The organism is Pseudomonas corrugata (assembly GCF_001269905.1).
In the GTDB taxonomy this organism is placed as follows: domain Bacteria; phylum Pseudomonadota; class Gammaproteobacteria; order Pseudomonadales; family Pseudomonadaceae; genus Aquipseudomonas; species Aquipseudomonas corrugata.
On sequence record NZ_LHVK01000007.1, the window covers coordinates 173,952 to 198,269 of the forward strand.

21 protein-coding genes and 1 pseudogene are annotated in these 24,318 nt (G+C 60.7%); 13 read left to right on the forward strand and 9 right to left on the reverse strand.

Going from position 1 to position 24,318, the window contains the following annotated elements; genetic code table 11:
- Window positions 1-16 precede the first annotated feature (16 nt).
- The 7 genes from AD665_RS10480 to cfaB all read left to right on the forward strand — a co-directional run bounded on the left by AD665_RS10480 (window position 17) and on the right by cfaB (window position 10,977).
- Window positions 17-1,210 carry a DUF3142 domain-containing protein gene (locus AD665_RS10480; RefSeq protein WP_053192009.1) on the forward strand — a complete coding sequence of 398 codons (1,194 nt, stop codon included), beginning with the start codon at window positions 17-19 and terminating at the stop codon, window positions 1,208-1,210.
- Window positions 1,197-3,359: a hypothetical protein gene (locus AD665_RS10485; RefSeq protein WP_024777812.1), complete on the forward strand. Its 2,163-nt coding sequence runs from the start codon at window positions 1,197-1,199 to the stop codon at window positions 3,357-3,359. The genes AD665_RS10480 and AD665_RS10485 overlap by 14 nt, the downstream gene beginning before the upstream one ends.
- Window positions 3,360-3,668: 309 nt before the next feature.
- Entirely contained in the window at window positions 3,669-5,627 is a 1,959-nt protein-coding gene (gene hflK / locus AD665_RS10490) for a protease modulator HflK (protein WP_053192011.1), read from the forward strand.
- Window positions 5,624-6,664 carry a protease modulator HflC gene (hflC, locus tag AD665_RS10495; protein WP_053192013.1) on the forward strand — a complete coding sequence of 347 codons (1,041 nt, stop codon included), beginning with the start codon at window positions 5,624-5,626 and terminating at the stop codon, window positions 6,662-6,664. The genes hflK (AD665_RS10490) and hflC overlap by 4 nt, the downstream gene beginning before the upstream one ends.
- A complete protein-coding gene (gene hflK, locus AD665_RS10500; protein WP_024777815.1) occupies window positions 6,661-7,713 on the forward strand; it encodes a protease modulator HflK in 1,053 nt (350 codons plus the stop codon). Before hflC ends, hflK (AD665_RS10500) begins: the two co-directional genes overlap by 4 nt.
- Window positions 7,710-9,617 (forward strand): heavy metal translocating P-type ATPase, encoded by a 1,908-nt coding sequence (locus tag AD665_RS10505; RefSeq protein ID WP_053192015.1) that lies wholly within the window; start codon window positions 7,710-7,712, stop codon window positions 9,615-9,617. Before hflK (AD665_RS10500) ends, AD665_RS10505 begins: the two co-directional genes overlap by 4 nt.
- A 172-nt stretch (window positions 9,618-9,789) precedes the next feature.
- Window positions 9,790-10,977, forward strand: coding sequence for a C17 cyclopropane fatty acid synthase CfaB (cfaB, locus tag AD665_RS10510; RefSeq protein WP_024777817.1), 1,188 nt, complete (start codon window positions 9,790-9,792; stop codon window positions 10,975-10,977).
- Here cfaB and cls read toward each other — a convergent pair.
- Window positions 10,974-12,413 (reverse strand): cardiolipin synthase, encoded by a 1,440-nt coding sequence (cls, locus tag AD665_RS10515; protein ID WP_024777818.1) that lies wholly within the window; start codon window positions 12,411-12,413, stop codon window positions 10,974-10,976. The two genes, cfaB and cls, sit on opposite strands and share 4 nt — an antisense overlap.
- A 140-nt stretch (window positions 12,414-12,553) precedes the next feature.
- On the opposite strand from cls, the gene AD665_RS10520 reads away from it, so the two are divergent.
- Complete coding sequence (locus AD665_RS10520; RefSeq protein ID WP_024777819.1) at window positions 12,554-13,075, forward strand: DUF3617 domain-containing protein; 522 nt, start codon at window positions 12,554-12,556, stop codon at window positions 13,073-13,075.
- A 24-nt stretch (window positions 13,076-13,099) separates the two neighbouring features.
- Here the strand turns inward: AD665_RS10520 and AD665_RS10525 are convergent, their stop codons facing one another.
- The 5 genes and pseudogenes from AD665_RS10525 to AD665_RS26835 all read right to left on the reverse strand — a co-directional run bounded on the left by AD665_RS10525 (window position 13,100) and on the right by AD665_RS26835 (window position 16,885).
- The gene (locus AD665_RS10525) at window positions 13,100-13,975 is read right to left on the reverse strand and encodes a metal ABC transporter substrate-binding protein (protein WP_053192119.1); all 876 of its coding nucleotides are present in this window, start codon (window positions 13,973-13,975) and stop codon (window positions 13,100-13,102) included.
- Between the two features lie 11 nt (window positions 13,976-13,986).
- Window positions 13,987-14,821, reverse strand: a pseudogene (locus AD665_RS26830) (metal ABC transporter permease).
- Window positions 14,821-15,489 carry a metal ABC transporter ATP-binding protein gene (locus AD665_RS10530; RefSeq protein ID WP_024777822.1) on the reverse strand — a complete coding sequence of 223 codons (669 nt, stop codon included), beginning with the start codon at window positions 15,487-15,489 and terminating at the stop codon, window positions 14,821-14,823. The pseudogene AD665_RS26830 and the gene AD665_RS10530 overlap by 1 nt, the downstream one beginning before the upstream one ends.
- Entirely contained in the window at window positions 15,486-16,382 is an 897-nt protein-coding gene (folE2, locus tag AD665_RS10535; RefSeq protein WP_053192017.1) for a GTP cyclohydrolase FolE2, read from the reverse strand. The genes AD665_RS10530 and folE2 overlap by 4 nt, the downstream gene beginning before the upstream one ends.
- Before the next feature lie 113 nt (window positions 16,383-16,495).
- Complete coding sequence (locus AD665_RS26835; protein ID WP_080996581.1) at window positions 16,496-16,885, reverse strand: glutamine synthetase; 390 nt, start codon at window positions 16,883-16,885, stop codon at window positions 16,496-16,498.
- A 150-nt stretch (window positions 16,886-17,035) separates the two neighbouring features.
- On the opposite strand from AD665_RS26835, the gene zigA reads away from it, so the two are divergent.
- Together zigA and AD665_RS10545 are read left to right on the forward strand one after the other, a co-directional pair.
- Window positions 17,036-18,244, forward strand: a complete 1,209-nt coding sequence (gene zigA / locus AD665_RS10540; protein WP_053192019.1) for a zinc metallochaperone GTPase ZigA — start codon at window positions 17,036-17,038, stop codon at window positions 18,242-18,244.
- Complete coding sequence (locus tag AD665_RS10545; protein WP_024777826.1) at window positions 18,244-18,894, forward strand: DUF1826 domain-containing protein; 651 nt, start codon at window positions 18,244-18,246, stop codon at window positions 18,892-18,894. The genes zigA and AD665_RS10545 overlap by 1 nt, the downstream gene beginning before the upstream one ends.
- Here the strand turns inward: AD665_RS10545 and AD665_RS10550 are convergent.
- Window positions 18,891-19,244: a hypothetical protein gene (locus tag AD665_RS10550; protein ID WP_024777827.1), complete on the reverse strand. Its 354-nt coding sequence runs from the start codon at window positions 19,242-19,244 to the stop codon at window positions 18,891-18,893. The two genes, AD665_RS10545 and AD665_RS10550, sit on opposite strands and share 4 nt — an antisense overlap.
- A gap of 28 nt (window positions 19,245-19,272) precedes the next feature.
- Here AD665_RS10550 and AD665_RS10555 point away from each other — a divergent pair, with 28 nt between their 5' ends.
- Window positions 19,273-20,238 carry a CobW family GTP-binding protein gene (locus tag AD665_RS10555; RefSeq protein WP_053192021.1) on the forward strand — a complete coding sequence of 322 codons (966 nt, stop codon included), beginning with the start codon at window positions 19,273-19,275 and terminating at the stop codon, window positions 20,236-20,238.
- A 12-nt stretch (window positions 20,239-20,250) separates the two neighbouring features.
- Here AD665_RS10555 and AD665_RS10560 read toward each other — a convergent pair whose 3' ends face one another.
- On the reverse strand, window positions 20,251-20,673 hold the full coding sequence (locus tag AD665_RS10560) for a DUF3301 domain-containing protein (protein WP_024777829.1): 423 nt from the start codon (window positions 20,671-20,673) through the stop codon (window positions 20,251-20,253).
- A 120-nt stretch (window positions 20,674-20,793) separates the two neighbouring features.
- Here AD665_RS10560 and pdxY point away from each other — a divergent pair, with 120 nt between their 5' ends.
- Complete coding sequence (gene pdxY / locus AD665_RS10565; protein ID WP_024777830.1) at window positions 20,794-21,666, forward strand: pyridoxal kinase PdxY; 873 nt, start codon at window positions 20,794-20,796, stop codon at window positions 21,664-21,666.
- Window positions 21,667-21,781: 115 nt separating this feature from the next.
- Here pdxY and AD665_RS10570 read toward each other — a convergent pair whose 3' ends face one another.
- Window positions 21,782-22,267 (reverse strand): acyl-CoA thioesterase, encoded by a 486-nt coding sequence (locus tag AD665_RS10570; protein WP_003187124.1) that lies wholly within the window; start codon window positions 22,265-22,267, stop codon window positions 21,782-21,784.
- 279 nt (window positions 22,268-22,546) lie between these two features.
- On the opposite strand from AD665_RS10570, the gene AD665_RS10575 reads away from it, so the two are divergent.
- Window positions 22,547-24,310 (forward strand): cation:proton antiporter, encoded by a 1,764-nt coding sequence (locus AD665_RS10575; RefSeq protein WP_053192022.1) that lies wholly within the window; start codon window positions 22,547-22,549, stop codon window positions 24,308-24,310.
- Window positions 24,311-24,318 lie beyond the last annotated feature (8 nt).

Genomic DNA, 24,318 nt, shown 5'->3' on the forward strand with positions numbered 1-24,318 from the left:
CGGGTGATGAAGGTTCATGACTTTTCTTTTCCGGACATCGCTGGTACTCGTCGCGCTGCTGCTACAGGGTTGCGAGCAACCGCCTGCTGCACCTCTCGATCAACAACTCTATATCTGGCAACGCCAGTGGACCTCGGCCCACGAAGCGGCGCTGCGCCAGAGTCAGCAGGACTTCTCGAGCTTGCGGGTGCTGGCCTTGCAGGCTTTTCCCCGTGCGGGTTGGAGCCGTGCGCAGATCAATCCGGCCTTGCTCAAGGCCGATGGCCGGCCGCTGATCGCGGTGATCCGCCTGGATGGCCAGCTCGGAACACTGGATCGGGACGAGGTCATCGCACAGATCCAGCAAGTGCTGAGCGACTGGCAAGCCCAGGGTCTGACACCGGTGGGCGTGGAGATCGACCATGACGCCGGTAACGCACGGTTGCCGGCCTATAGGGCATTCCTGACCCAGTTGCGCCAAACCTTGCCGTCCACGTTGCGGCTGAGTATCACGGCCTTGCCAGCCTGGCTTGACAGCCCCGCGCTGCCCGGGCTGCTCGAAACCGTAGACAGCAGCGTGTTGCAGGTCCATGCGGTGAGCAACCCGCGGCAAGGGCTGTTCGATCCGAAACAGGCACGGCACTGGGCCGAGCGCTGGAGCAAGGTCACCCGGCGGCCGTTTTACCTGGCCCTGCCAGCTTATGGTGTGGCGTTGTTGACCCAGGAGAGCGGCACGCCGGTGGTTGAAAGCGAAGTGCCGATCGACAGGGGAGGCGAGCGGCTGGAACTGTTGGCAAACCCGCAGCAAGTGGCCGGGCTCGCCGCGGATCTGCGCGCCGAGCCGCCGAAGCACCTGGCTGGGTTGATCTGGTTTCGACTGCCGCTGGCAGGTGACCGTCGTGTCTGGAGTCTGACCACACTGGGTGCAGTGGCCAGGGGAGACAAGCTGGACAGCCGCCTGGCCCTGACGCTGGAGGAAAAAGACGGTTTGTACGATATCCGGCTGGTCAATCGAGGCAATCTCGACAGCCCCTGGCCTCAACGCGTGACGCTTGCCGTCGGCGCATGTGACGGGCTCGATGCCTTGGCTGGGTATTCATTGCAACAAACTCCCGGACTGCTTACCTTCACCCGCATTCAGGAAGGTCGCCTAGCCGCCGGTGCCCAACGGGCGATAGGGTGGGCGCGCTGTACGAAAATTGAACAAGGAGCTTTCAATGTTTACCCGTGAGTGGCCTCGTCGTTTGCTCTGCCCGGTGTTCTGTATGAGCCTCGGTTTGCCGTTCGGCCAGGCTTTGGCCTGTGGTCCGGAGTTCCCGATGCGCTTGCTGGACAACCGCGCCCAGTCCCTGGCCGAATTACCCGAAGGCAGCTTTCGCTTCGAGATCAAGCGTCTTGGCCACGCCATCGCCGCACTCAAGCCGGCCAGCGAGGCGACGCGCAACCCGGATTACAACTACGACGATTTGTCTGCTTACGTGGCGCAGCGCAGCGAGGCTGAACGCATTGGCCTGACTCCGCCGCAGCAAGCGTTGGTGGAGCGGTTGCGGGCGCTGACTGACGTCGATGAGGTCGCTGTGCAAGCGGCGAACCTGCCGGCTGAGCTACGGTTGTACGCCATCGGCGCGGCCGCCTTTGGTGCTGGTGAAAACCAGAGGGCTGCCCAGACGTTCCAGGAATTGCTGGCATTGCCGGCGGACCAGCGCCCGTTGCGCAGTACCTGGGCGGCCTATTCCCTGGGGCGGGCCTTGTTTGCCGTGAGTACCGAGGCGGGCAATGAAGATCCGGCGGCATTGCGGGATCAGGCCCGAGCGGCGTTTCGTCAGGCCCGTGACCTGAGCGTTGCCGGTTTCAGCGATCCGCTGGAGCTGGGTATCGCCAGTCTCGGCGAAGAAGCCAGGGTGGCCTATACGGCTGACGATTGGGACAGTGCTATCAAGCTGTATGCGACCCAGTCACTGTACGGCTCTGAGGTCGGTTACAGCTCGTTGCTGTACCTGGCGGCGGACCTGAGTGGCCAGCCGGATGATCGCCTGAGCGAGCTGCTTAAGGTCGATGCCGTGCAGCGGTTATTGACGAGTTACCTGCTCAGCCGCGTCAACTGGTGGGATGGGGAGGAACCATCCGGTGAAAAAAGACTGGTCAAGCTGCTGCAAGCCAGCAGTCATGGCAATCTGGATGATGCCGATCGGCTGGCGGCGGTGAGCTATCAGCACGGCGATTACGCCAGCGCCAAAGCCTTTGTGGATAAAGCCGGCGACAGTGGATTAGCCTGGTGGCTGCGGGCCAAACTGGCCGTGCGTGACGGTGACAAGACGGCGGCGGCTGCGGCCTATGCCAAGGCGGCCCAGGCTTTTCCGAAGGATGAATCCTGGGGCAATCGGCGCACTCCGGATTGGGATTACGAAACAGTGCAGCCCAAGTGCCGGGTCGAAGGCGAGAGCGCAATCCTGGCCCTGCAACGGGGCGACTACTTGCAAGCCTTCGATCAGCTTTACCGTGGCCAGGGCAACTATTGGTACGACGCCGCTGCAGTCGCCGAACGGGTACTGACCGTCGAGGAGTTGAAACAGTACGTCGACGCCCAGGTCCCGGCGCCACCCCCATTGAGCCAGCAGGATCGCGACAACTACGTGCCACTGCCGGTAGCCGCGCAACTGCGTAACCTGCTGGGCCGCCGCTTGCTGCGGGAAGGGCGCTATGACGAAGCACCGGCTTACTTCGATAACCCCGATCTGCAGAACAAGGCCAGGGCCTATGGCCAACTGCGCCAGGAGGCAGAGTCTAAATGGTGGCCGACCCGCCGGGCTGAGGCGTATTTCCACGCATCCTGGATGGCGCGCGAATGGGGCATGGAGCTGCTCGGCTACGAAATGGCGCCGGACTACGCGACCCTGGGGGGCAACTACAGCCTGGAACCGGTTGAACTGAAGGTCGGGCCGTTGGTGGCCGAAGGGGAGGTGCAACGTCAGCAGGCCAGCGCCGCGCAACCGAACGAGCGCTTTCATTACCGTTTTGTCGCCACCGCCCTGGCGAGCAAGGCGGCGGACAATGTGCCCCATACCAGCCAGGCGTTTGCGGCGGTGTTGTGCAAGGCCGTGGGGTACAACTCGAGCCTGGAAGAGCAAAGCGCGCTGTATCAGCGTTACGTGAAAGAAGGTCCTTATGTGACTTGGGCTGGGGATTTCGGTCATCAGTGCCAGGAGCCGGATTTCCGTGCGGCTGATAAGCGCTACGTCACCCAGGCCCTCGACCCGATTCGTTCCGCGTTGCGTCCCTACAAGCGTTGGTTGCAGATCGGGGCCGTGGTGCTGTTGGTCGCGGGCGCGTTGGGGTTGATCAGTCGGCGTCGCCGCAAGGCGCAAAGGTCGACGGGCTGACTTCGACCCATTTGAAAACCTGGTGGCGAGGGGATTTATCCCCGCTGGGCTGCGCAGCAGCCCCTAGATCCTGACCTCGCGGTTTACCAGAAAGATTGTGTTGAATGGTTTAAGGGCTGCTTCGCAGCCCAGCGGGGATAAATCCCCTCGCCACAAAGGTCCTGTTCATCTCACCGGATTTGCCATCCAACATGAAGAATTAAAAACAGAAATTTCACAGCTATGGTTATAAGGTAACGCCATATAACGAAAAGGCTGTGGTGTCTGTCCACATGCCCGGTTTTTGATCGCCACAAGTGCTGGGGTGGTATGCAAGTCGATCTTGATGTCGAGGGGGCACTGGTGGCCGAGCGGCCACGCTTTCAGCAGGCACAGTCCCAAGGGCGACGCATTCGGCGGATCGCTTTTGCGCTGGCCGTCCTGGCGGGTGCGGGGTTGGTGTCCGGCTTCTTTGTCGGGCTGTTTTCGCCGCAATCGATGTGGCCGGCTTTGTTGGCGAGTCAGAGTGCCGCGCTGCTGGTGCTGGGGGCCGGTCTGCAATCCGCTTGGTGGGTGACGCAATGGCGCAGCAGAGCATTGCTGCCGACGGCGGTTATCCCAGTCGTCGAGCACGACCCGGTTGAGCCGTCCGGCTGGTATGAGCGACTGCTGGAGCGCATCAGCGCGCGCTGGATCGGCCTGCTGAATCAGATCGGCGCGCCGACTCTGTGGCTGGCCGGTTGGGCGGGGTTGGCGCTGCTGAGTCTGCAACAAGCCTGGAATCTGGCGCTGCCGCCGGCCATGCTTGGCGCATCGGCCAGTGTGGGGGCAGTGCTTTCATTGTTGTTGGCGTTCGGCTTGTTGGTATTTGAACGCCAACTGGCCCAGCAACCCTCTATCGAGTGGCCGGAGGCATCGCCATTGGCGCAGCTGGCCCGCCTGGCGATTATCGTGTTGGTGCTCGGCGCGCTGTGCCTGTTGTTCGCTAGTGAATCGTCCATCTGGCCGGTGCGCCTGGCGGTGCTGATGGGAGTGTTGCCGGGGCTGGCGGCGCTGGAACTATTGCTGCGGGCCCTGCTGTCATTGTTCAGCCCGCGCCGGGAGTCCCTGGAGCCGACCTTGCTTGGCCGCAGCGTCATCGCTGACCTGCTGCGCTGGCCACCGCAGCCCTTGCTGGCCCTGCAGCATGAACTGCACAACCGCTTCGGCATCGACCTGCGCCAGATCTGGGCGTTCAGCTACATGCGTCGTGCTTTTTTGCCGGTGCTGGCGCTGGTATCGCTGGTGGGTTGGCTGCTCACCGGCGTGCACGAAGTGCCGCTGCAAGGGCGCGGCATCTATGAGCGTTTTGGAAAGCCGGTGGAGGTGTTCGGTCCTGGCCTGCAGTTCGGTCTGCCCTGGCCGCTGGGTCGGGTGCTGAACATCGAAAACGGTATCGTCCATGAACTGGCCACCAGCGTGGGCGAAAGCCGGGTGAGCACGGAGGCCGACTCGGCGGAGGGACCGGCACCGGCGATTGCCAATCGTTTGTGGGACGCCAGCCATGTGAACGATAAATCCCAGGTGATTGCCAGCCGTCGTGCCGATCAGCAGAGCTTCCAGATCGTCAACATGGATGTGCGTTTTGTCTATCGCATCGGCCTTACCGATGCCGCGGCGCTGGCTGCGACCTACAACAGTGCCGACATTCCTACTCTGATTCGCAGCACCGCCAGCCGCATCCTGGTGCATGAGTTTGCCTCGCGTACGTTGGACGGTTTGTTGGGGGCCGATCGTGTCAGCCTGGCCGATGAAATCGGTCGGGCTGTACAGAACGATTTGCAGGCGCTCAACAGCGGCGTGGAGATCCTGGCAACTGTCGTCGAGGCGATCCACCCACCCGCGGGAGCGGCCAATGCCTACCACGGTGTGCAGGCGGCGCAGATCGGTGCCCAGGCATTGATTGCCCGGGAACGTGGTGCGGCGGCGGAGCAGACCAATCAGGCACAGCTGCAAGCCAGTGTTGCCCACGACCAAGCCCAGGCCACCGCCCGAGAAATCAACGCGACTGCCCAGGCCTCCGACTTGCGCTTCAGCGCCGAACGCAAGGCATACGCCACGGCCGGCCACGCCTTTGTGCTGGAGCAGTACCTCAGCCAACTGAGCCGGGGCCTTGGCAGTTCCAGGTTGCTGATTCTCGATCACCGTCTGGGCGGCGGCAACGCGCCGACCATCGATCTGCGCACTTTCACGCTTCCGGCCGATCCCGCATCGCCGCGTAACCTTGTACAGCCAGGAGCTGCCCATTGAGCCAGTCTTCTTCCCACGATCATCACGATCACGCCCATCATGACCACGGCCATGCCGGTCACCATCATGGGCATCATCACCATCATCACGGCGACCCGCAGGAAGCGGGTCCATTTCCCTGGCGGCGAATGGGCTGGGCGGCGCTGCTGGTCGCCTTTGCCGTCGCGGCCGCGAGCCTGGTCCAGGTGCGCTCGGGGGAGGCGACCGTCATCACCCGCTTTGGCAATCCGGCACGGGTACTTTTGCAGCCTGGCCTGGGTTGGCGCTGGCCGACGCCGTTCGAGGCAGCGATTCCGGTGGACTTGCGACTGCGCACAACCTCCAGCGGTCTGCAGGATGTCGGTACCCGTGACGGCTTGCGCATCATTGTTCAGGCCTACGTAGCGTGGCAGGTGCAGGGTGATCCGGCCAACGTCCAGCGTTTCATGCGTGCGGTGCAGAACCAACCGGACGAGGCCGCCCGACAGATTCGCACGTTCGTGGGATCAGCCCTGGAAACCACGGCTGCCAGTTTTGACCTGGCGAATCTGGTCAACACCGACGCCAGCCAAGTGCGCATTGACGATTTCGAAGCGCAGCTGCGCCAGCAGATCGAACAGCAGTTGCTCGCCACTTATGGCGTGCGAGTGCTGCAAGTGGGCATCGAGCGTCTGACCTTGCCTTCGGTGACGTTGACCGCGACGGTGGATCGCATGCGTGCCGAGCGGGAAACCATCGCCACCGAACGCACCGCCATTGGTAAGCGCGAAGCGGCGCAAATTCGTTCCGCCGCTGAACGGGATGCGCGGATCGTGCAGGCGGATGCCACGGTGAAAGCCGCCGATATCGAGGCTCAGTCCCGGGTCGAGGCCGCTGAAATCTATGGCAAGGCCTACGCCGGTTCGCCTCAGCTGTATAACCTGCTGCGCTCGCTGGACACCTTGGGCACGATTGTCAGCCCCGCTACCAAGTTGATCTTGCGCACCGATGCAGCGCCATTCCGGGTGTTGGTCGATGGACCACCGTCCGTGGAACTCAAAGGTGGAACACAACCATGAGTGTGGTTCCACGTGGAACAAATGAGTTATCCAGCCCCTGGGTTCAGGCTGGACGCGTGGCATTTCTGGCGCTTTACGCAGTCACGGTCCTGGCGGCATTGGCCTGGGCCTTTTCCAACGTTCGGCAGATCGACCCTCAAAACCGGGCTGTGGTCTTGCGCTTTGGCGCGCTGGATCGTATTCAGAACGCCGGGCTTCTGTTGGCATGGCCGCGTCCCGTGGAGCAAGTAGTCCTGCTGCCGGCTGCGGATCGGGTCCTGGAGCGGCGAGTGGAAAACCTGCTGCGCTCGGATGCGGCCTTGCAGGCTGATCGTGTCGCCAGTTTTGCCTCGCCGGTCAGTGATGCCCTGGCTGGCTCTGGCTATTTATTGACCGGCGACGCCGGGGTGGTACAACTGGATGTGCGGGTGTTCTATAAGGTCACTGAACCCTATGCGTTCGTCTTGCAGGGCGAGCATGTCCTCCCGGCACTGGACCGCCTCGTCACCCGTAGCGCTGTGACCCTTACAGCGGCTCGGGATCTGGACACGATTCTGGTCGCTCGCCCCGAACTGATTGGCAGTGACAACCAGGCCGCCGAACGCCGCGAACGCCTGCGCGGTGATCTCGTGCAAGGTATCAACCGACGGCTGGCCGATCTGGCGGCAACGGGGCAGGGGCTCGGGATCGAGGTGGTACGGGTCGACGTCCAGTCGAGTCTGCCGGGTCCTGCGGTGGGCGCATTCAATGCGGTGTTGACGGCCAGTCAGCAGGCTGATAAAGCCGTTGCCAATGCCCGCACCGAAGCCGAGAAACTGACGCAGACTGCTCGCCAGGATTCCGACCGTGCTCTGCAAGTGGCTCACGCCCAGGCAAGCGAACGGCTCGCCAAAGCCTCGGCTGACACCGCCACGGTGCTCAGCCTGGCGAAGACCAAAGATGCTGATCCACAAATGCTGCTACGCCTTTATCGCGAGCGCATCCCAGGCATTCTGCGCCAGGCCGGGTCAGTGACCACGGTCGACCCTAAAGACGATTCCCGTTTGATCATTCAGGGAGCTGAGCAATGAGCGCTCAAGCCGCCGCCGTTCCGATGTTGTCTTACGCCGAACAACGCACGGCCGCCCGACAGTTGACCCTGGCGATGCTTGCCCTCGGTCTGCTCGCGCTGGGTCTGGTATGGCGCCTCTGGTCGCCGGAGCAGACCGGGGTCAGCCAGTTGCTGTTGGGTTTCGCTTCACTATTGGTCGCGGTACCGGTGATGCGTTCGGCATGGTACAGCCTGCGTTATCCAAGCCTGCACGGCATCACCGATCAACTGATCGCCTTGGCGATGCTGGGGGCCTGGGCTACTGGGGATCTGCTGACCGCTGCGCTGCTGCCGATCATCATGATTTTCGGCCATGTGCTGGAGGAGCGTAGTGTCATCGGTTCCCAGGAAGCCATCCATGCCTTGGGACAACTGACGCGCAGCCTGGGTCGCAAGGTGTTGGCTGATGGCTCGATCATTGAAGTCGACAACGCCACGTTGCAACCCGGCGATACGGTGGAGGTGCGTGCCGGTGATCGCGTACCGGCCGATGGCCGGGTACTGTCCGGTCAGGCGAGTCTCGACACTGCACCTATTACGGGTGAGTCCGTGCCGCTGGAAGCAGGCGTAGGCACTGAGGTGTTTGGTGGTGCGATCAACCTCGATGGATTGCTGCGCCTGGAAGTAACCCGTACGGGGCACGAGTCGACATTGGGTAAAGTCATCGCCCTGATGCAAAACGCCGAACGCTCCAAGCCCCCCATTACACGATTGCTGGAGCGCTATGCCGGCAGCTATCTGGTGTTGGTGTTACTGCTCGCGGCGGTGACCTGGTTCATTACCAACGATGCTCAGGCGATGTTGGCGGTGTTGGTGGCGGCCTGTCCTTGTGCTCTGGTGTTGTCTGCGCCGGCGACCGCCATTGCGGGAATCGCGGTGGCGGCGCGCCATGGCATCCTGATCCGTAGCTCGGCTTTCCTGGAGGAGCTGGCGGACCTGACGTCACTGGTTGTCGACAAGACCGGGACGTTGACTTACGGCTCTTTGCGCCTGCAATCCATCGAAAGCACGGGGAGCGATCAGCCGTTCCTGTTGCCGTTGGCCGCGAGTCTCGGCTCCGCCAGCAGCCATCCGGTCAGCCGGGCGTTGGCAGGGCTGGTGGAGCAGGAGGAGTATCTGCCGTTGGCGCAGATTCACGAGCGACAGGGCCTGGGCGTTGTGGCGATGACCAGCCAGGGCGAAGCAGCCCTTGGCCGACCTGAATTGTTTGCTCAGCTAGGCATCGAAACCTCAATGGTGCCCGATCATGATGGCCCGATTGCCGGGCTGGCTCTGGATGGAGAGTTCCTCGCCTGGTTGCTGCTGGCCGATAGCGTCAAGCCGGAAGCGCAGGTCGCCATGGCCGAGTTGCGGACGTTGGGCCTGGGGCGGCAACTGTTGCTGACCGGTGACCGCCAGAGTGTGGCAAGTACGTTGGCGCGGCAAGTTGGCATCGCCGATGTACAGGCCCAGGCGCTACCGGAGGACAAACTCAAGAGGGTCATGACGGAGATCGACAATGGCTTCCGGCCCATGGTCGTCGGTGACGGCATCAACGACTCTCTGGCGCTCAAGGCCGGGGTGGTGGGTGTCGCCATGGGGGCCGGCGGCGCGGATATCGCCCTGGCATCGGCGGATATCGTTCTTATCGGCAGCGACCTGAGGCGACTCGGCACCTGCGTACGCCTCAGCCGCCAGTGCCGGCACACCTTGCAGGTCAACGTGATCATTGGCCTGGGCTGGACGCTGGCGATTGTCGCTTTTGCCGCGTTCGGTTGGCTTGGAGCGGCGGGGGCGATGATTGCCGCACTGCTGCATAACCTGAGCACCTTGTTGGTGTTAGGTAACGCCGGAAGGCTGCTACGCTTTCAGGAGCCATTGCTGAAAGTCCAGGAGCAGGGGTAGAACTTGCGCGCGGCACTTGCAGTCCATGGTGGAAGAGGGTGTAACAGTTGGCAGTACCGGCTCAGGGAGTGAATACGGGCAACGATAGAAAAAGGCTATAAATTGGATAGCCTGCTATTTTTCTACGATGGTCTACCCTCATTTCAGACGTCTGAAACAAGGGGGTTACTTCATGCTCGCGCAACTTCCACCGGCCTTACAGAATCTCCACCTGTCGCTTCGGCTGCGGCTCTGGGACGGCCATGAATTCACGCTGGGTGCCGACCCCAGCGTCACGATTGTGGTCAAGGACCCACAAATGGTCGCGAAACTTACCCATCCCAGCCTGGACGCACTTGGGGCGGCGTTTGTAGAAGGCAAGCTGGAGCTTGAAGGCTCGATCAGCGAAGTGATACGGGTCTGTGATGAATGGAGTCAGGCGCTGGTGGACGAGGAGGGTGATAGCCTGCCCGTACGTTCAGTCCATGACAAGGAAGCCGACGCCAAGGCGATTTCCTATCACTACGACCTCTCCAACGCGTTTTATCAGCTGTGGCTCGACAGCGACATGGCCTATTCCTGTGCCTATTTCGAGACGGGCAGCGAAACCCTAGAACAGGCCCAACAAGCCAAGTTCCGTCACCTGTGCCGCAAGCTGCGCCTGCAGCCCGGTGAATACCTGCTGGATGTCGGCTGCGGATGGGGTGGGTTGGCACGTTATGCGGCGCGGGAGTTCGGTGTCAGGGTGTTCGGTATCACCCTGAGCAAAGCGCAGCTGGCCCTGGCCCGGGAGCGAGTCCAAGCGGAGGGCCTGGAGGATCAGGTGGAGTTGCAGTTGCTGGATTACCGGGACCTCCCGCAGGATGGCCGGTTCGACAAAGTGGTCAGTGTCGGCATGTTCGAGCACGTCGGCCACGCCAATCTGGAGCAATACTGCAAGACGTTGTTCGGTGCGGTCCGCGAGGGTGGGCTGGTGATGAATCACGGCATCACGGCCAAACATACCGATGGCCGTCCGGTAGGACGTGGCGCGGGGGACTTCATCGAGAAGTACGTTTTCCCCAATGGCGAGTTGCCGCATCTTTCAATGATTTCGGCCCAGATCAGCGAGGCGGGGCTGGAGATTGTCGATGTGGAGAGCTTGCGCCTGCACTACGCGCGCACGCTGGATCACTGGAGTGAACGGCTCGAAGACAATCTGGAGGCCGCATCGAAAGAAGTGCCGGAGCAGGCGTTGCGAATCTGGCGCCTGTACCTGGCTGGATGCGCTTATGCGTTCGCCAAGGGCTGGATCAACCTGCATCAAATTCTGGCCGTGAAGGCCTACGCCGATGGCAGCCATGATTTGCCCTGGACTCGGGACGATATCTACACGCCTTAGAGTATTGGCGAAATGAGCCGGGCGATTCGCATGCCGACTTTTTGCAATCGGTGGGTTTCCCGGCTTTCTTCCTTGGCGATCTCGTGGGCTTGAGCGAAGTCTTTTTCAAGCATCTGCTCCACCTCGGTAGCGAACGGAATATCCACCGTCAGCAGCATCACTTCGAAATTCAACCGAAACGAACGGTTGTCCAGGTTAGCGCTGCCGATGGCGCTGATTTCCCGGTCGATCAATACCACCTTCTGATGCAAGAACCCCGGCTCGAAACGGAATACCCGTACACCGGCCCGTACCGCTTCGAACGCATACAGGCTGGAGGCGGCATAGACGACTTTATGGTCCGGTCGTGAAGGCAGGAGGATACGCACGTCTACCCCGCGCAGCACCGCCAGGCGTAATGCAGCGAATACTGACTCGTCAGGAATGAAGTAGGGCGTGGTTATCCAGACCCGTTCGCTGGCCGCATGAATGGCTTCGACGAAAAAAAGCGAACAGGTTTCCTGGGCATCGGCCGGCCCGCTGGCCAGCAATTGGCAGAGCACGCCATCATCGGGGTAGGTGTCTGGCAGGATCAGGGGCGGCAGCGAACGGGCAGCCCAGAACCAGTCTTCGGCAAATGACTCTTGCATGCTCGCCACCACGGGGCCGCGCACCTCGACGTGGGTGTCGCGCCACGGCGACAATGGAGGTATCTCCCCCATGTATTCGTCGCCCACGTTGTGTCCACCGACGAACCCCAACGCGCCGTCCACCGCGACGATCTTGCGGTGGTTGCGAAAATTGACCTGGAAACGATTGAGCCAACCGCTACGGGTTGCGAATGCTTTGACATGGACACCCCCATCACGCAACGCCTGAACATAGTGATGGGGCAAGGCGTGGCTGCCGATCCGGTCATACAACAGATATACCGCAACCCCTTCGGCGGCTTTTTTCAGAAGTAACGCCTGCAGGCGCTGGCCCAACCGGTCGTCATGAATGATGAAGAACTGGATCAGTACCGCTTCCCTGGCGTTCTCGATGGCCTGGAAAATGGCTTCGAACGTGACGTGACCGTTGATGAGTAGACGTACTTCATTGTTCGCCAGGCAGGGCGTTCGGCCCAGCTTGGGCATGGCGCGTAGCGAGGCGTAGGCCTGGGATGCACGGGCAGTCAGGGCCTCTTCGACCCATGGACGCCAGTTCAGCTCGGACATCGCCTTGCGCATTTCTTCGTTGGCTTGGCGGCGTGCCTGGATGTAGCCGTCAAAGGTGCTGCGACCGAACACCAGATAGGGAACCAACGTCAGGTACGGAATAAATACCAATGACAGGGCCCAGGCGATCGAGCCTTGGGCGGTGCGCACCGTCAACACCGCGTGTACCGCGGCGATGGAACCCAGGGTATGAAACAACGCAATCAGGTAACCGAAAACATGCGGTCCAAAATAATCCATGGGCAGCCTTGCTCCTGAAGTTTCAATGCCTAACAAACCATGTTCCATGGCGAATGTCGCTATTTAATTCACTGTCGCCGAGCCTGAACCGAAGCCCGTGGGCGGCGTCTAACGGCCACCTGTCCTCTGGAGTTCTTGCAATGAATGTTCGTCTGCTGAGTTTGGCCTTGGCGGTTGGCTTGTCAGTTCCTGTGGCGGCTCAGGCGCAAATGCTTCAGCCTGGTTTGTGGGAACTGACTACAAGCAACATGAAAGTCGATAACCAGAACCTGCCAGACCTGCAACTTATTCTCGGCCAGCTGCAGAACCAGATCACCCCGGAGCAACGGGCAATGCTGGAAAAGCAAGGCATTACCATGGGCGGGAAGGGGATCCGGGTATGCCTGACGCCGGCCCAGGTCCAGACCAATGACATCCCGTTGCAGGATCCGCAGTCGGGATGCAAACAGCAGATCACCGAGCGCACCGGCAATCAGTGGAAGTTTCGCTTCAGTTGCCCGAAAGCCCAGGGCAATGGTATCGCGACATTCCAGAGCGATCGGGAATTTACTACCAAGGTCAACGGTACCTTCAATGCCACTGGCATCCAGCAGAATGGCAGCCTCGATACCCGGGCCGTGTGGTTGGGGCAGGATTGCGGAACGGTCAAGCCGAGGGCTTGACCATTGTGCAGGTGAAACTGACGGTTACGGTTTGGACAGCGCGTCGTACAGCGTGTTGAGGTTGTATTCGAACAGGCCGGTGAAGGAACTGGCTGGTCCGCTGGCAGCGAGGGCATCGGAGTACAGCGTGCCGCCGATCTGAGCGCCGCTCTCATCGGCGATCTGCTTGAGCAGGCGTGCGTCCTTGATGTTCTCCATGAACACCGCTTTGACGTGCGCCTGACGAATCTGGGTAATCAGCGCTGCGACTTCGGCGGCTGACGGCTCGCGTTCAGTGGACAGTCCCTGTGGTGCTATGAAGTCGATGCCATAGGCCTGACCCAGATAACCGAATGCATCATGAGACGTCACGATCTTGCGGTTGCCTGGCGGCAGGGAACCGAGCTTGGCCTTGGCATCCGCGAGCAGCGCGTAGATCTTCTTCAGGTACGCTTGGCTGTTGCGCTCATAATCGGCTTTGTTGGCGGGGTCGGCGGCTTCCAATGCCTTGGTAATGTTGTTCACATACAGCTCGGCATTCGCCAGGTTGTGCCAGGCGTGTGGGTCGGGAACGGTCTCCCCGTCTTCATCCAGCGAGCGCGGAATCACGCCATGACTGGCGCTGATGACGGGCGCGCCGGTTTCCGTGCTGGTGACCAGGCGATCCAGCCAAGGCTCGAAGCCCAACCCATTCTTGATGATCAATTTTGCACCGAGCAGCGCCTTGGCATCGTCCGGCGTCGGTTCGTAAGTGTGCGCATCGGCGTCTGGTCCGACCATGTTGGTAATCTGGATATGCTCGCCACCGACCTGTCGGGTCATGTCGGCAAGAATGCTGAAACTGGTAACCACCTGAAGTTTCTCGGCGGCGGACAAGGACATCGACAGCATCAAACTGAATAGCACGAGCAGGGCGCGCATCGGGAAACACCTCATGGGGATGTGAACAGGGGCGGGCGGTGCAGCAGACCGTGTACCGGACCGACTATCACGGAGAGCAGATAAAACATCCCCGCAACCAGCACGATGGCCGGGCCGCTGGGCAATGAGAAATAGAAGGACAGCAACAGGCCAAACCAGACCGAGAGGCAACCGAGCAGCGCAGCGATGGCCATCAGGGGTGGCCGGCAACATCATCAGGCCGACCACCATGAGAGCGCCAATGGCCTGGAACCCAATCACCAGGTTCAGCACCACCAAAGTCAGGAACACACCGTGGGCCAACGGACCGAGCCGGCTGACGGTTTGCAGGAACAGCGGATCCAGCGTGTCGAGTAATAAAGGGCGGTAGATCAGCGCCATGGCAATCAAGCTGGCCGCCGACACCCACAGCATGCCGGTCAGCGTCGGACCGTCCACCGCCAGGGCCGAGCCGAATAACAGGTGCAGGAGATCCAGGCGTTTGCCCGCGACGCCGAGGATCAGCACGCCGGCCGCGAGGGAAATGGGATAGATCGCCGCGAGGCTCGCATCTTCTCGCAGGCCGGTTCGGCGGGTCACCCAAGCGGCGAGTCCAGCCATGCCCAGGCCCGCGCCGAGGCCGCCCAAGGTCAAGGCGGGCAGGCTCAAGCCGGCGAACCAGAAGCCCAGTGCGGCACCGGGCAGAATGCCGTGGGCCACCGCATCGCCGATCAGGCTCATGCGGCGCAGGATCAGAAATACCCCCAACGGCGCTGTGCTGCAGGCCAGTACCAGGCCACCAAGCAAAGCCCGACGCATGAAGACGAATTCCTGAAAGGGTTGCCAGAGATGAGTGGCCGCGAGCATCAAGCCACCTTCATATGAGGTTGTTGGGTAATCACTTCGACGCTGCGACCCAACGTGCAGCCTGTGGGGCTGACCGACAATGTGTGGGGAATATGCTGGCGTACAGCGGCAAGGTCATGACACACAACCACGAGGGTGCGGCCCTCGGCGTGCCAGGTGTGAATGTGTTTCCACAACAACGCCTGACCCTCTTCATCGAGCGCTGCATGGGGTTCATCGAGTAAGAGCAACGGCGCTTCAGCCAGACTCAGGCGAGCGAGTAAAGCGCGTTGTAATTCGCCTCCAGACAACGCCATGAGTGGGCGATTTTCCAGGCCAGTCAACGCCCAGTTCTCCAGCGCCGTTCCGAGTCGCTGGCTTCGCTGGGCCGGTGTGTGTCGGCTACCCCAAGCTCCTGCGGCTATCAGCTCTTGCAGGCTGATGGGAAATTGTCGATCCAGGTGTTGCTGCTGCGGCAGGAACGAGACGCCGCCCCGACGTGGAACCGTCAGGGTGAGTTTTCCGGAGAGGGGCTTTTGCAACCCCGCGAGGACTTTCAACAGGCTGCTTTTGCCCGAACCGTTGGCGCCGATGATAGCCGTCAGGCTGCCTGCGGGGCGCTCAACATACAGCTCGGGTGTGAGCGGACGTCCCGGTGGGCCCCAACGCAAGGCTTGGCAACTGATCATGCTGCCTCCCGTGTCCAGCGACTTTGCGCCACGGCGTCATGGGCATGCAGGCTTTCCGCGTGAACGACGCGCACATTGAGGGCCATGACGTCGGGTGACTGCCTCAAGGCCTGACTCAATCGTCGAGCGGCGTCCTCGCAGAACATCAGGTTCTGACCGTTGGCGAGGGCGAATGCTTGTTCGTCGGCGCGTTTGACTGCGGTTTGTACCGCGGTGCCCAAGGCGGCTTCGGCCTGGTTGATGATCCGCGGCAGCGGCAATTGGCTGGTACCCGCGCTCAAGCGAATGTTCAGGGACGCGATGCTGCGTTGGCTGTGTGGCGTAGCAACGATCCCTTTTGAGGAACCCAGCCAAGCCAGAACCTCAGCATGTTCCAAAGATTTATTCGCGAAATCATCCACGAACTGCTGTTGGATCAGCTGCCTTGCAAGTGCCGCCGAGCATGGGCAGGTGGATGAGTAGGGTATCTGGATGTTCAGTTCCACGTGGAACACAGCGTGTTTGAGGTGCGCTTCGATACTCACCGGGTAGCGCTTCCAGCCTGATAACGGGCTGACCAGGGCAGGGCGTTTGAGCAACAATTCGGTGTGAAGGGTCAGGGAGGCGGCTTGGGAAAGGCCTTCATGGCTGTTCAGGAAATGCAGTAAGACACGTTGCAGCAGTGGGGGAGAAAGCGGCGAGTTTTCGAGCATCTCCAACGCCAGGTACAGGCGGGACATATGAATACCGCGAGCGTCCACATCGTCGAGGCTGACGCCAAGGTCCGCGATAGCGCTCAGTTGTTGTCCTTCGATCAACACAGGCAAGGCGACGCCACACATCCCCACCCAATCGAGAGGCAAGGCTTGGCGCGAAGCTTGGGCAGCAATGTCTGGAAGCGCAAATGCATTCATGATCAAGATCCGTCGTAGGGTCAAGCTAATGTTATAATGTAACGATAAATTCGACTAGATCTTTTTCATGAACAGAGTTTCATGCGGTTCTTATGATCGTTCCACGTGAAACATCAGCGTGAATCCTGGCAGCCATTTATGCGTCCGCAGATAAATTTACCGGCTGCACCGCCTGAACTGGAAAAGCGATTCAGGGTGGTCCAGCCGACGCGTCGACTGTAACCAACCCAGGCTTCACCGTCCGAGGCCAAGCCCGTGAAGAACGTCAATTGACCGTAGCGACTGGTCGTTTGTGCCCAATGCCGACTGCCCTTCACCTCAAAACCGCGCAAATAAACCGTGTTCCCAGCCGTCATGACGCTATAGGCATTCCCTTGCCCATCGGAACAAGCCAGCAAGTTCGCGCTGCGCGTGCAATTTGCCAATAGCGAGGTCTGGGCAGACGCCTCCAGGGGGCCTGACAGCATCCAGCACGCGAATACGAATTTTAAAATAATGCGCATCAGTGACACTCGAAGAGTTGGAATTTCGGGCTGGCGAGCATTTGTCGTTATACTATAACATAAAATAAGCCGCCCTGACCGAAGCTGCAGCCTGACAAAGCGCGCCACAACACACACTTCCAACACGGCCGTCCGATGAGGATATACCTGATGCCCAATCGTCTTCCCGTAACTGTGCTCTCCGGGTTTCTCGGTGCCGGTAAGAGCACGCTGCTCAACTACGTCCTACGAAATCGTGACAATCTACGTGTCGCAGTAATCGTCAACGATATGAGCGAAATCAACATCGATGGCAGCGAAGTCCAGCGAAATGTCAGCCTGAACCGTGCTGAAGAAAAGCTGGTGGAGATGAGCAACGGTTGCATCTGCTGCACGCTGCGTGAGGATCTGCTGGAAGAAGTCGGGCACCTCGCCAGGGAAGGACGCTTCGATTACCTGTTGATCGAGTCCACCGGCATTTCCGAACCCTTGCCGGTGGCTGAAACCTTCACGTTCCGCGATGAAGAGGGCCGAAGCCTGGCCGATGTCGCACGGCTCGACACTATGGTGACGGTAGTCGACGGCCTGAACTTCCTGCCGGATTACCAGGCCGCCGAGAGCCTGGCATCACGGGGCGAAACCCTGGGCGAGGACGATGAACGTTCAATCACGGATCTGCTGATTGAACAGATCGAGTTCGCCGACGTGATTCTGATCAGCAAGATCGATCTGATCAGCCGCCACGAACGGGAAGAACTGGTGGCTATCCTCAGGCGTCTCAACGCTCACGCGAAGATTATGCCCATGGTCATGGGGCAGGTACCCCTGGGAGAAATCCTCGACACCGGTCGCTTTGATTTCGAGCGTGCGGCTCAAGCGCCTGGCTGGCTGCAGGTATTGCGCGGCGAGCACGCGCCTGAGACCGAGGAATATGGCATTGCTTCGACAGTCTACCGGGCGCGCGGGCCTTTCCATCCCCAGCGCTTCTTCGACCTGATCGAACGACCCTGGATCAATGGCAAGCTGCTGCGCTCCAAAGGCTTCTTCTGGCTAGCGAGCAAACCTGAAGAGGCGGGCAGTTGGTCTCAGGCAGGTGGGTTGATGCGACATGGGTTTGCCGGTCGCTGGTGGCGGTTCGTGCCCAAGGATCAATGGCCCCAGGATGCGGAAAGCACCGCTGCCATCATGAAAAACTGGCTGCCCGGCACTGGGGATTGCCGTCAGGAGCTGGTGTTCATTGGTCAGAACATCGACTTCGACCTGCTCGCTGAAGAGCTGGACGGATGTCTGCTCACGGATGCGGAAATGGCCCTCGGCATCGAGAGCTGGCGCTTGTTGCCGGACCCGTTCGGTTCCTGGCATGACGAGGTCGCGGCCTGATGCTGGCGCCCACACTGAAACAGGAGCGCCAGGTTCGGCAGGTTCAGGGCGATACCCCACGGACCCTGGCACAGATTCTGGAAGACGACACCAACCTGGCGGTCTGGCAGCGTCAGCTTCCGGCGCACATCAGTGATTTTGCGGCGTTGGTGCTTTCAATGGATCAACCGTTGGCCGAGTCACTGGTGCTCGATGTGCCCGAGGAGGACTCGCAACCTGAACTGAAGGGGCTTGCCGCCGGTTTCAGCGACCTGCACGGCTATGAAGGCTTCGTAGCCGATGTCGCTTGGCTGGTCAGCGCATTTGCCTGCCTGCTGGGCGTCAAGCGGGTCGGGTTGCGCCTGCGGACGCTGGACAAGGCCATGTGCCCACGCTTTCACGTCGATCATGTGCCGGTGCGGCTGATCACGACGTACGCCGGTGCTGGCAGCGAATGGCTTGAGGAGGGCGCCATGGAACGTCGACGGCTGGCTCAACCTGATGCCGAGCCCCGTGATCGGCAGGTGATCCAGCAGCTGTGCACTGGCGAAGTGGCGTTGCTAAAAGGTGAAAAGTGGCTGGGTAATGAAGGCTTCGGTCTGATTCATCGCTCGCCGGAGCCGGATCCGGGGGAACGCCGCTTGATCCTCACGCTGGACTGGCTGGCCTAAGGCTTGAGCCAGATACCCTGGCTTTTCCCTTCACAAAACGGCTTGAGATAAGCGGTATCGGTGGCTACGCCGTAATAGTGTATATCCTGGCGGTAAGGCATATTGGCGACTTGGGCGTTGCTGCAGATGCCAAAGGCACCGCCGGGGCACTGATCGACGTATTGCACGTCGACTTTTTGCCCGGCAAGGTTCGGTTGGCAGAAGCCGTCGGCGAACAGTTTGGGCGGGATGTTGCGGTTTTGCTGGCAGACTTTCACATCGAGCCGCTCCGCTTGACTGTGAACCACGCAAGCTTGGGCCAGTGCCTGGTCCGAAATCAGCGCCAACAAGCACCAACCGATTATCCGCATCATTTACCTCCATCAAAAGTCGCCGATTATGTTGCAGAACATCCCCACCCACGTCATCGCCGGTTCCTTGGGGGCCGGCAAGACCAGCCTGATCAGGCAACTGCTGGCCCAGCGCCCGGCCGATGAACGCTGGGCGGTGCTGATCAACGAGTTCGGCCAGATCGGCCTGGATGCCGCCTTGCTGACTCAGGCGGCCGATGGTATCGCACTGGGGGAGGTGGCTGGGGGCTGCTTGTGCTGCGTCAACGGGGCTCCGTTTCAGATCGGCCTCGGCCGTCTGCTGCGCAAGGCGCGACCGGACCGTCTGTTTATCGAGCCGTCCGGCCTGGGCCATCCTGCACAACTGCTGCAGCAGCTCCAACAGCCGCCGTGGCTCGGCGTGCTGGCGGTGCAGCCCTGTGTGATGGTCCTGGACGCCGGGGCGCTGGCCGTGGGCAGAACGTTGCCCGAGGCGCAGCATCAAGCGCTGGCCCATGCCGGACTGCTGGTACTGAACAAGTCCGAAGGCCTCAGTGAAACCGACCGTGCCCGCATCGCCGCCCAGCTACCACCTCTTGAGCAGCACTGGACGCAACAGGCTGCATTGCCCCTCGACAGGCTGCCGGGGTTGGGTGTGCGGGGGAGTGGTGCTGTGGACAACTTGAATGTGCCCAGGGATGTCGGCCAACTGCCGGCGATCTGGAGCGATCCGACGTTGCCGATCTGCCTGTATCAGCAGCGGGAAGAGGGCTGGAGCATCGGCTGGCGTTGGCACCCGAGCCAGCGCTTCGATCCGACAGCCTTGACGGAATGGCTGCAGAACGGAAACTGGAGACGGGCGAAGCTGGTTATCCACAGCGTCGATGGCTGGGTGTCGGCCAATGCACTGGATAAGGGAGCGCTGACCTGGCAAGCCAGCGAGTGGCGCCAGGACTCGCGGCTCGAACTGATTTTCGGCGAGCCGCAGGACGTTGAAGCGCTCCAAGCCGGCCTGGCGAACTGTGGGCGTCCGTGAATCAGCTTTGTTTCAAGGCTTCCACTTGTTGTGTTCCTGGCGCCACTGGCTCAACTCGATGACCTCGGCCCGAGGCCTGGTCTGGACCGGTTCAATCGGCGCTTCGGGTGTTTCTTCGAAGGGCATCGGATATGGCGTGAGTTCGATCTGCGCGCTGTGGGCACCGAACTGGGTGATGGTACCCGTATGGCGGGACTCACCGGTCACGGTGAACTCGAAATTGTAGACTCGGGCCAGCCTCCGCCGTCCACTGCCATCCTTCACGAAACCGATCTTCTTCAACGCTACGTTGCCGTCCAGCAACTCGATCTTGAGGTTGGCGCAATGCTGCACGACTCTCGCCAGGGCCCGTTCGCGCAAGCCATGGTTGTGCCATAACCACGCGCCACCGGTGGCCAGCAGCATCAGCACGAAAATGTTTCCAAGAGTCAGCATGAACGAAGTGCTCCAACAAGTTGCTATCAGCTTAACTGTGTCGCCGGTCTGTCGTACAGGCTGTGTTTAGTCGCATACTGCGCGGCTTGAATTTCAATCGTTTTACGGAAACCCTCCCCCATGAAACGGACGCCTCATCTGCTTGCCATCCAGTCCCATGTGGTATTCGGTCACGCAGGCAACAGCGCTGCGGTATTTCCCATGCAGCGTGTCGGCGTGAATGTCTGGCCGCTCAATACCGTGCAGTTCTCCAATCACACCCAGTACGGCCAATGGGCCGGCGAAGTGTTTGCGCCGCAGCAGATACCGGCATTGGTCGAGGGCATCGCAGCGATTGGCGAGCTGGGCAATTGCGATGGAGTGCTGTCCGGCTATCTGGGCAGTGCCGCGCAGGGGCGGGCGATTCTGACGGGTGTGGCGCGGATCAAGGCCGCTAACCCCAAGGCGCTGTATCTGTGCGATCCGGTCATGGGACACCCGGAGAAGGGCTGTATCGTGGCACCCGAGGTCAGTGAGTTCCTGTTGGAGGAGGCTGCGGCCGTGGCTGACCTCATGTGCCCGAATCAACTGGAGCTGGACAGCTTCTCGGGGCGCAAGGCGCAGTCGCTGCTCGACTGCCTCGCCATGGCTCGCGCGCTCATGGCTCGTGGGCCGAAGGCTGTTCTGGTCAAGCACCTGGCCTACCCCGGCAAGCCCGAGGACCGCTTCGAGATGCTGCTGGTGACCGCCGATGGCAGTTGGCACTTGAGCCGTCCCCTGCTGGCTTTTCCTCGCCAGCCTGTTGGCGTGGGCGACCTGACGTCCGGGCTGTTCCTGGCGCGGGTCCTGTTGGGAGACAATCTGGTGGCGGCCTGCGAATTCACCGCTGCGGCGGTGCATGAGGTGCTGTTGGAAACCCAGGCGTGCGCCAGCTATGAGCTGGAACTGGTCCGTGCCCAGGACCGGATCGCACATCCGCGGGTTCGGTTCGAGGCGGTGCCGATCAGTCTTTGATTCACACCGGCGCCTTCGCGAGCAGGCTCGCTCCCACCGTTGACCGAGTAGGTTCAGATACTGTGGGAGCGAGCCTGCTCGCGAAGGGCGCGACTCGGTCCCACAGGCTGAATGGTTAAGGCCCGTCCGCCTTGATCTCCTGGTAACGCTTCTCCAGCTCCTGACGGATCTGCCGACGTTGCTGCGCTTGCTCGTAGCGGCGTTTTGCTTCGCTGTTCTGCGGTTGCAAGGGCGGGACCGCAGCGGGTTTGCGCTGGTCATCCACCGCTACCATGGTGAAGAAGCAGCTGTTGGTGTGGCGTACAGAGCGTTCGCGAATGTTTTCGGTCACGACCTTGATGCCCACTTCCATCGACGTGTTGCCGGTGTAGTTCACCGACGCCAGGAAGGTCACCAATTCACCGACATGAATAGGCTCGCGAAAGATCACCTGATCCACCGACAGGGTCACCACGTAGCGTCCCGCATAACGGCTGGCACAGGCGTAAGCGACTTCGTCGAGGTATTTGAGCAGGGTGCCGCCATGGACATTGCCAGAGAAGTTGGCCATATCGGGGGTCATCAACACCGTCATCGACAGTTGGGCGTTTCCGGGTTCCATAACGTACTCACGGTTCAAGGCAGCAATTCAGGGAGTGCACCTCTGCGGGCGCTGGTCGCTGGCTCATAGGCCATCAGGTTTTATCAAAACCACCGATATCGGGACGCTGCGCCTGTGCCCGCCGTCACGCGTCGATGGATCTGTTTCCATATATTGCACCGTCTTTTTGTCGGAAGTCGCGGTGTTAACCTGCAAAAGCCCACCTCAAGGGCATTTCCTACAAAGGAGGCGGACTCATTCAGCTTGGCGATGAGACGTTTTGATCAGGGAGCCCGACCGATGCATGCCATCAATTTCATTCAAGATCTGGCAATCATCATGATGGCAGCAGGGTTGGTGACGGTGCTCTTCCATCGTTTCAAGCAACCGGTGGTGCTGGGCTACATCGTTGCCGGTTTCCTCATCGGTCCCCATACGCCGCCGTTCGGTTTCATCCATGACGAAGACACCATCAAGACCCTGGCCGAGCTGGGTGTGATCTTCCTCATGTTCTGCCTGGGTCTGGAATTCAGCCTGCGCAAGCTGTTCAAGGTCGGCGCCACGGCGTTTATCGCGGCGTTCCTCGAAATCGTGCTGATGATCTGGATCGGCTATGAAATCGGCCGCTGGTTCGACTGGAACACCATGGACTCGCTGTTCCTGGGAGCAATCCTGGCCATTTCCTCGACCACGATTATCGTCAAGGCGCTCAACGACTTGAAGATGAAGAACGAACGCTTCGCGCAGTTGATTTTCGGCGTGCTGATCGTCGAAGACATCCTGGGCATCGGCATCATTGCCTTGTTATCGAGCATCGCCGTCAGCGGAACGGTGAGTTCCGGCGAGGTGTTCTCCACAGTCGGCAAGCTGTCTTTGTTCATGATCGTCGCGCTGGTCATCGGTATCCTGCTGGTACCGAGACTGCTGGCCTACGTGGCGAAGTTCGACAGCAACGAGATGCTTCTGATCACCGTGCTGGGCCTGTGTTTCGGTTTCTGTCTGCTAGTGGTGAAACTGGAATACAGCATGGTGCTCGGGGCGTTCCTGATCGGGGCGATCATGGCCGAGTCCCGGCAACTGCTGAAAATCGAGCGGCTGGTAGAGCCGGTGCGTGATCTGTTCAGTGCGATTTTCTTTGTAGCCATAGGCCTGATGCTCGACCCGGCGATATTGCTGCAGTACGCCTGGCCGATCGCCGTGATCACGGCGGCCGTGGTGCTGGGCAAGATGTTGTCCTGCGGCCTCGGCGCCTTTATCGCTGGCAACGATGGGCGCACCTCTCTGCGGGTCGGAATGGGGCTTTCGCAGATTGGCGAGTTCTCCTTCATCATCGCCTCATTGGGGATGACGCTGCAGGTCACCAGTGACTTCCTTTACCCGGTGGCGGTCGCCGTTTCGGTGCTGACCACGTTGTTGACGCCGTATCTGATCCGTGCAGCTGATCCGTTGTCCCTCAAGTTGGCGGCAGTCATGCCGCGACGGCTGACGCGGGTGTTGGGCATGTACGGTGAATGGCTGCGCAGCATCCAGCCTAGCGGCGAAGGAGCGCTGGTTGCTTCGATGATCAGGCGGATTCTGCTGCAGGTGGGCATCAACCTGGCGCTGGTCATCGCGATTTTCGTGTCGGGCGGGTATTTCGCTGAACGAATGTCGATCTACCTGCAAGGCTGGATCAGCGACCCGAGCTGGCAGAAAGCATTGATCTGGGGCGGGGCGCTGCTGTTGTCGCTGCCCTTCCTGATCGCTGCCTATCGCAAGCTCAAGGCGCTATCGATGCTGCTGGCTGAGATGGGAGTGAAGGCTGAGATGGCGGGTCGTCACACCCAGCGGGTGCGTCGGGTGATTGCCGAAGTGATCCCTATCCTCTCGCTACTGGTGATTTTCCTGCTACTGGCAGCCCTGTCGGCCAGTATTTTGCCGACCAACAAGTTGCTGGTGTTGATTGCCGTGGTAGCGACTGCCGTGGCGGCATTGCTCTGGCGATGGTTCGTCCGCCTGCATACAAGGATGCAGGTGGCCTTGATGGAAACCCTGGACAACCACAAGGAGTCGTCCGGGCATTGATCCCAGCT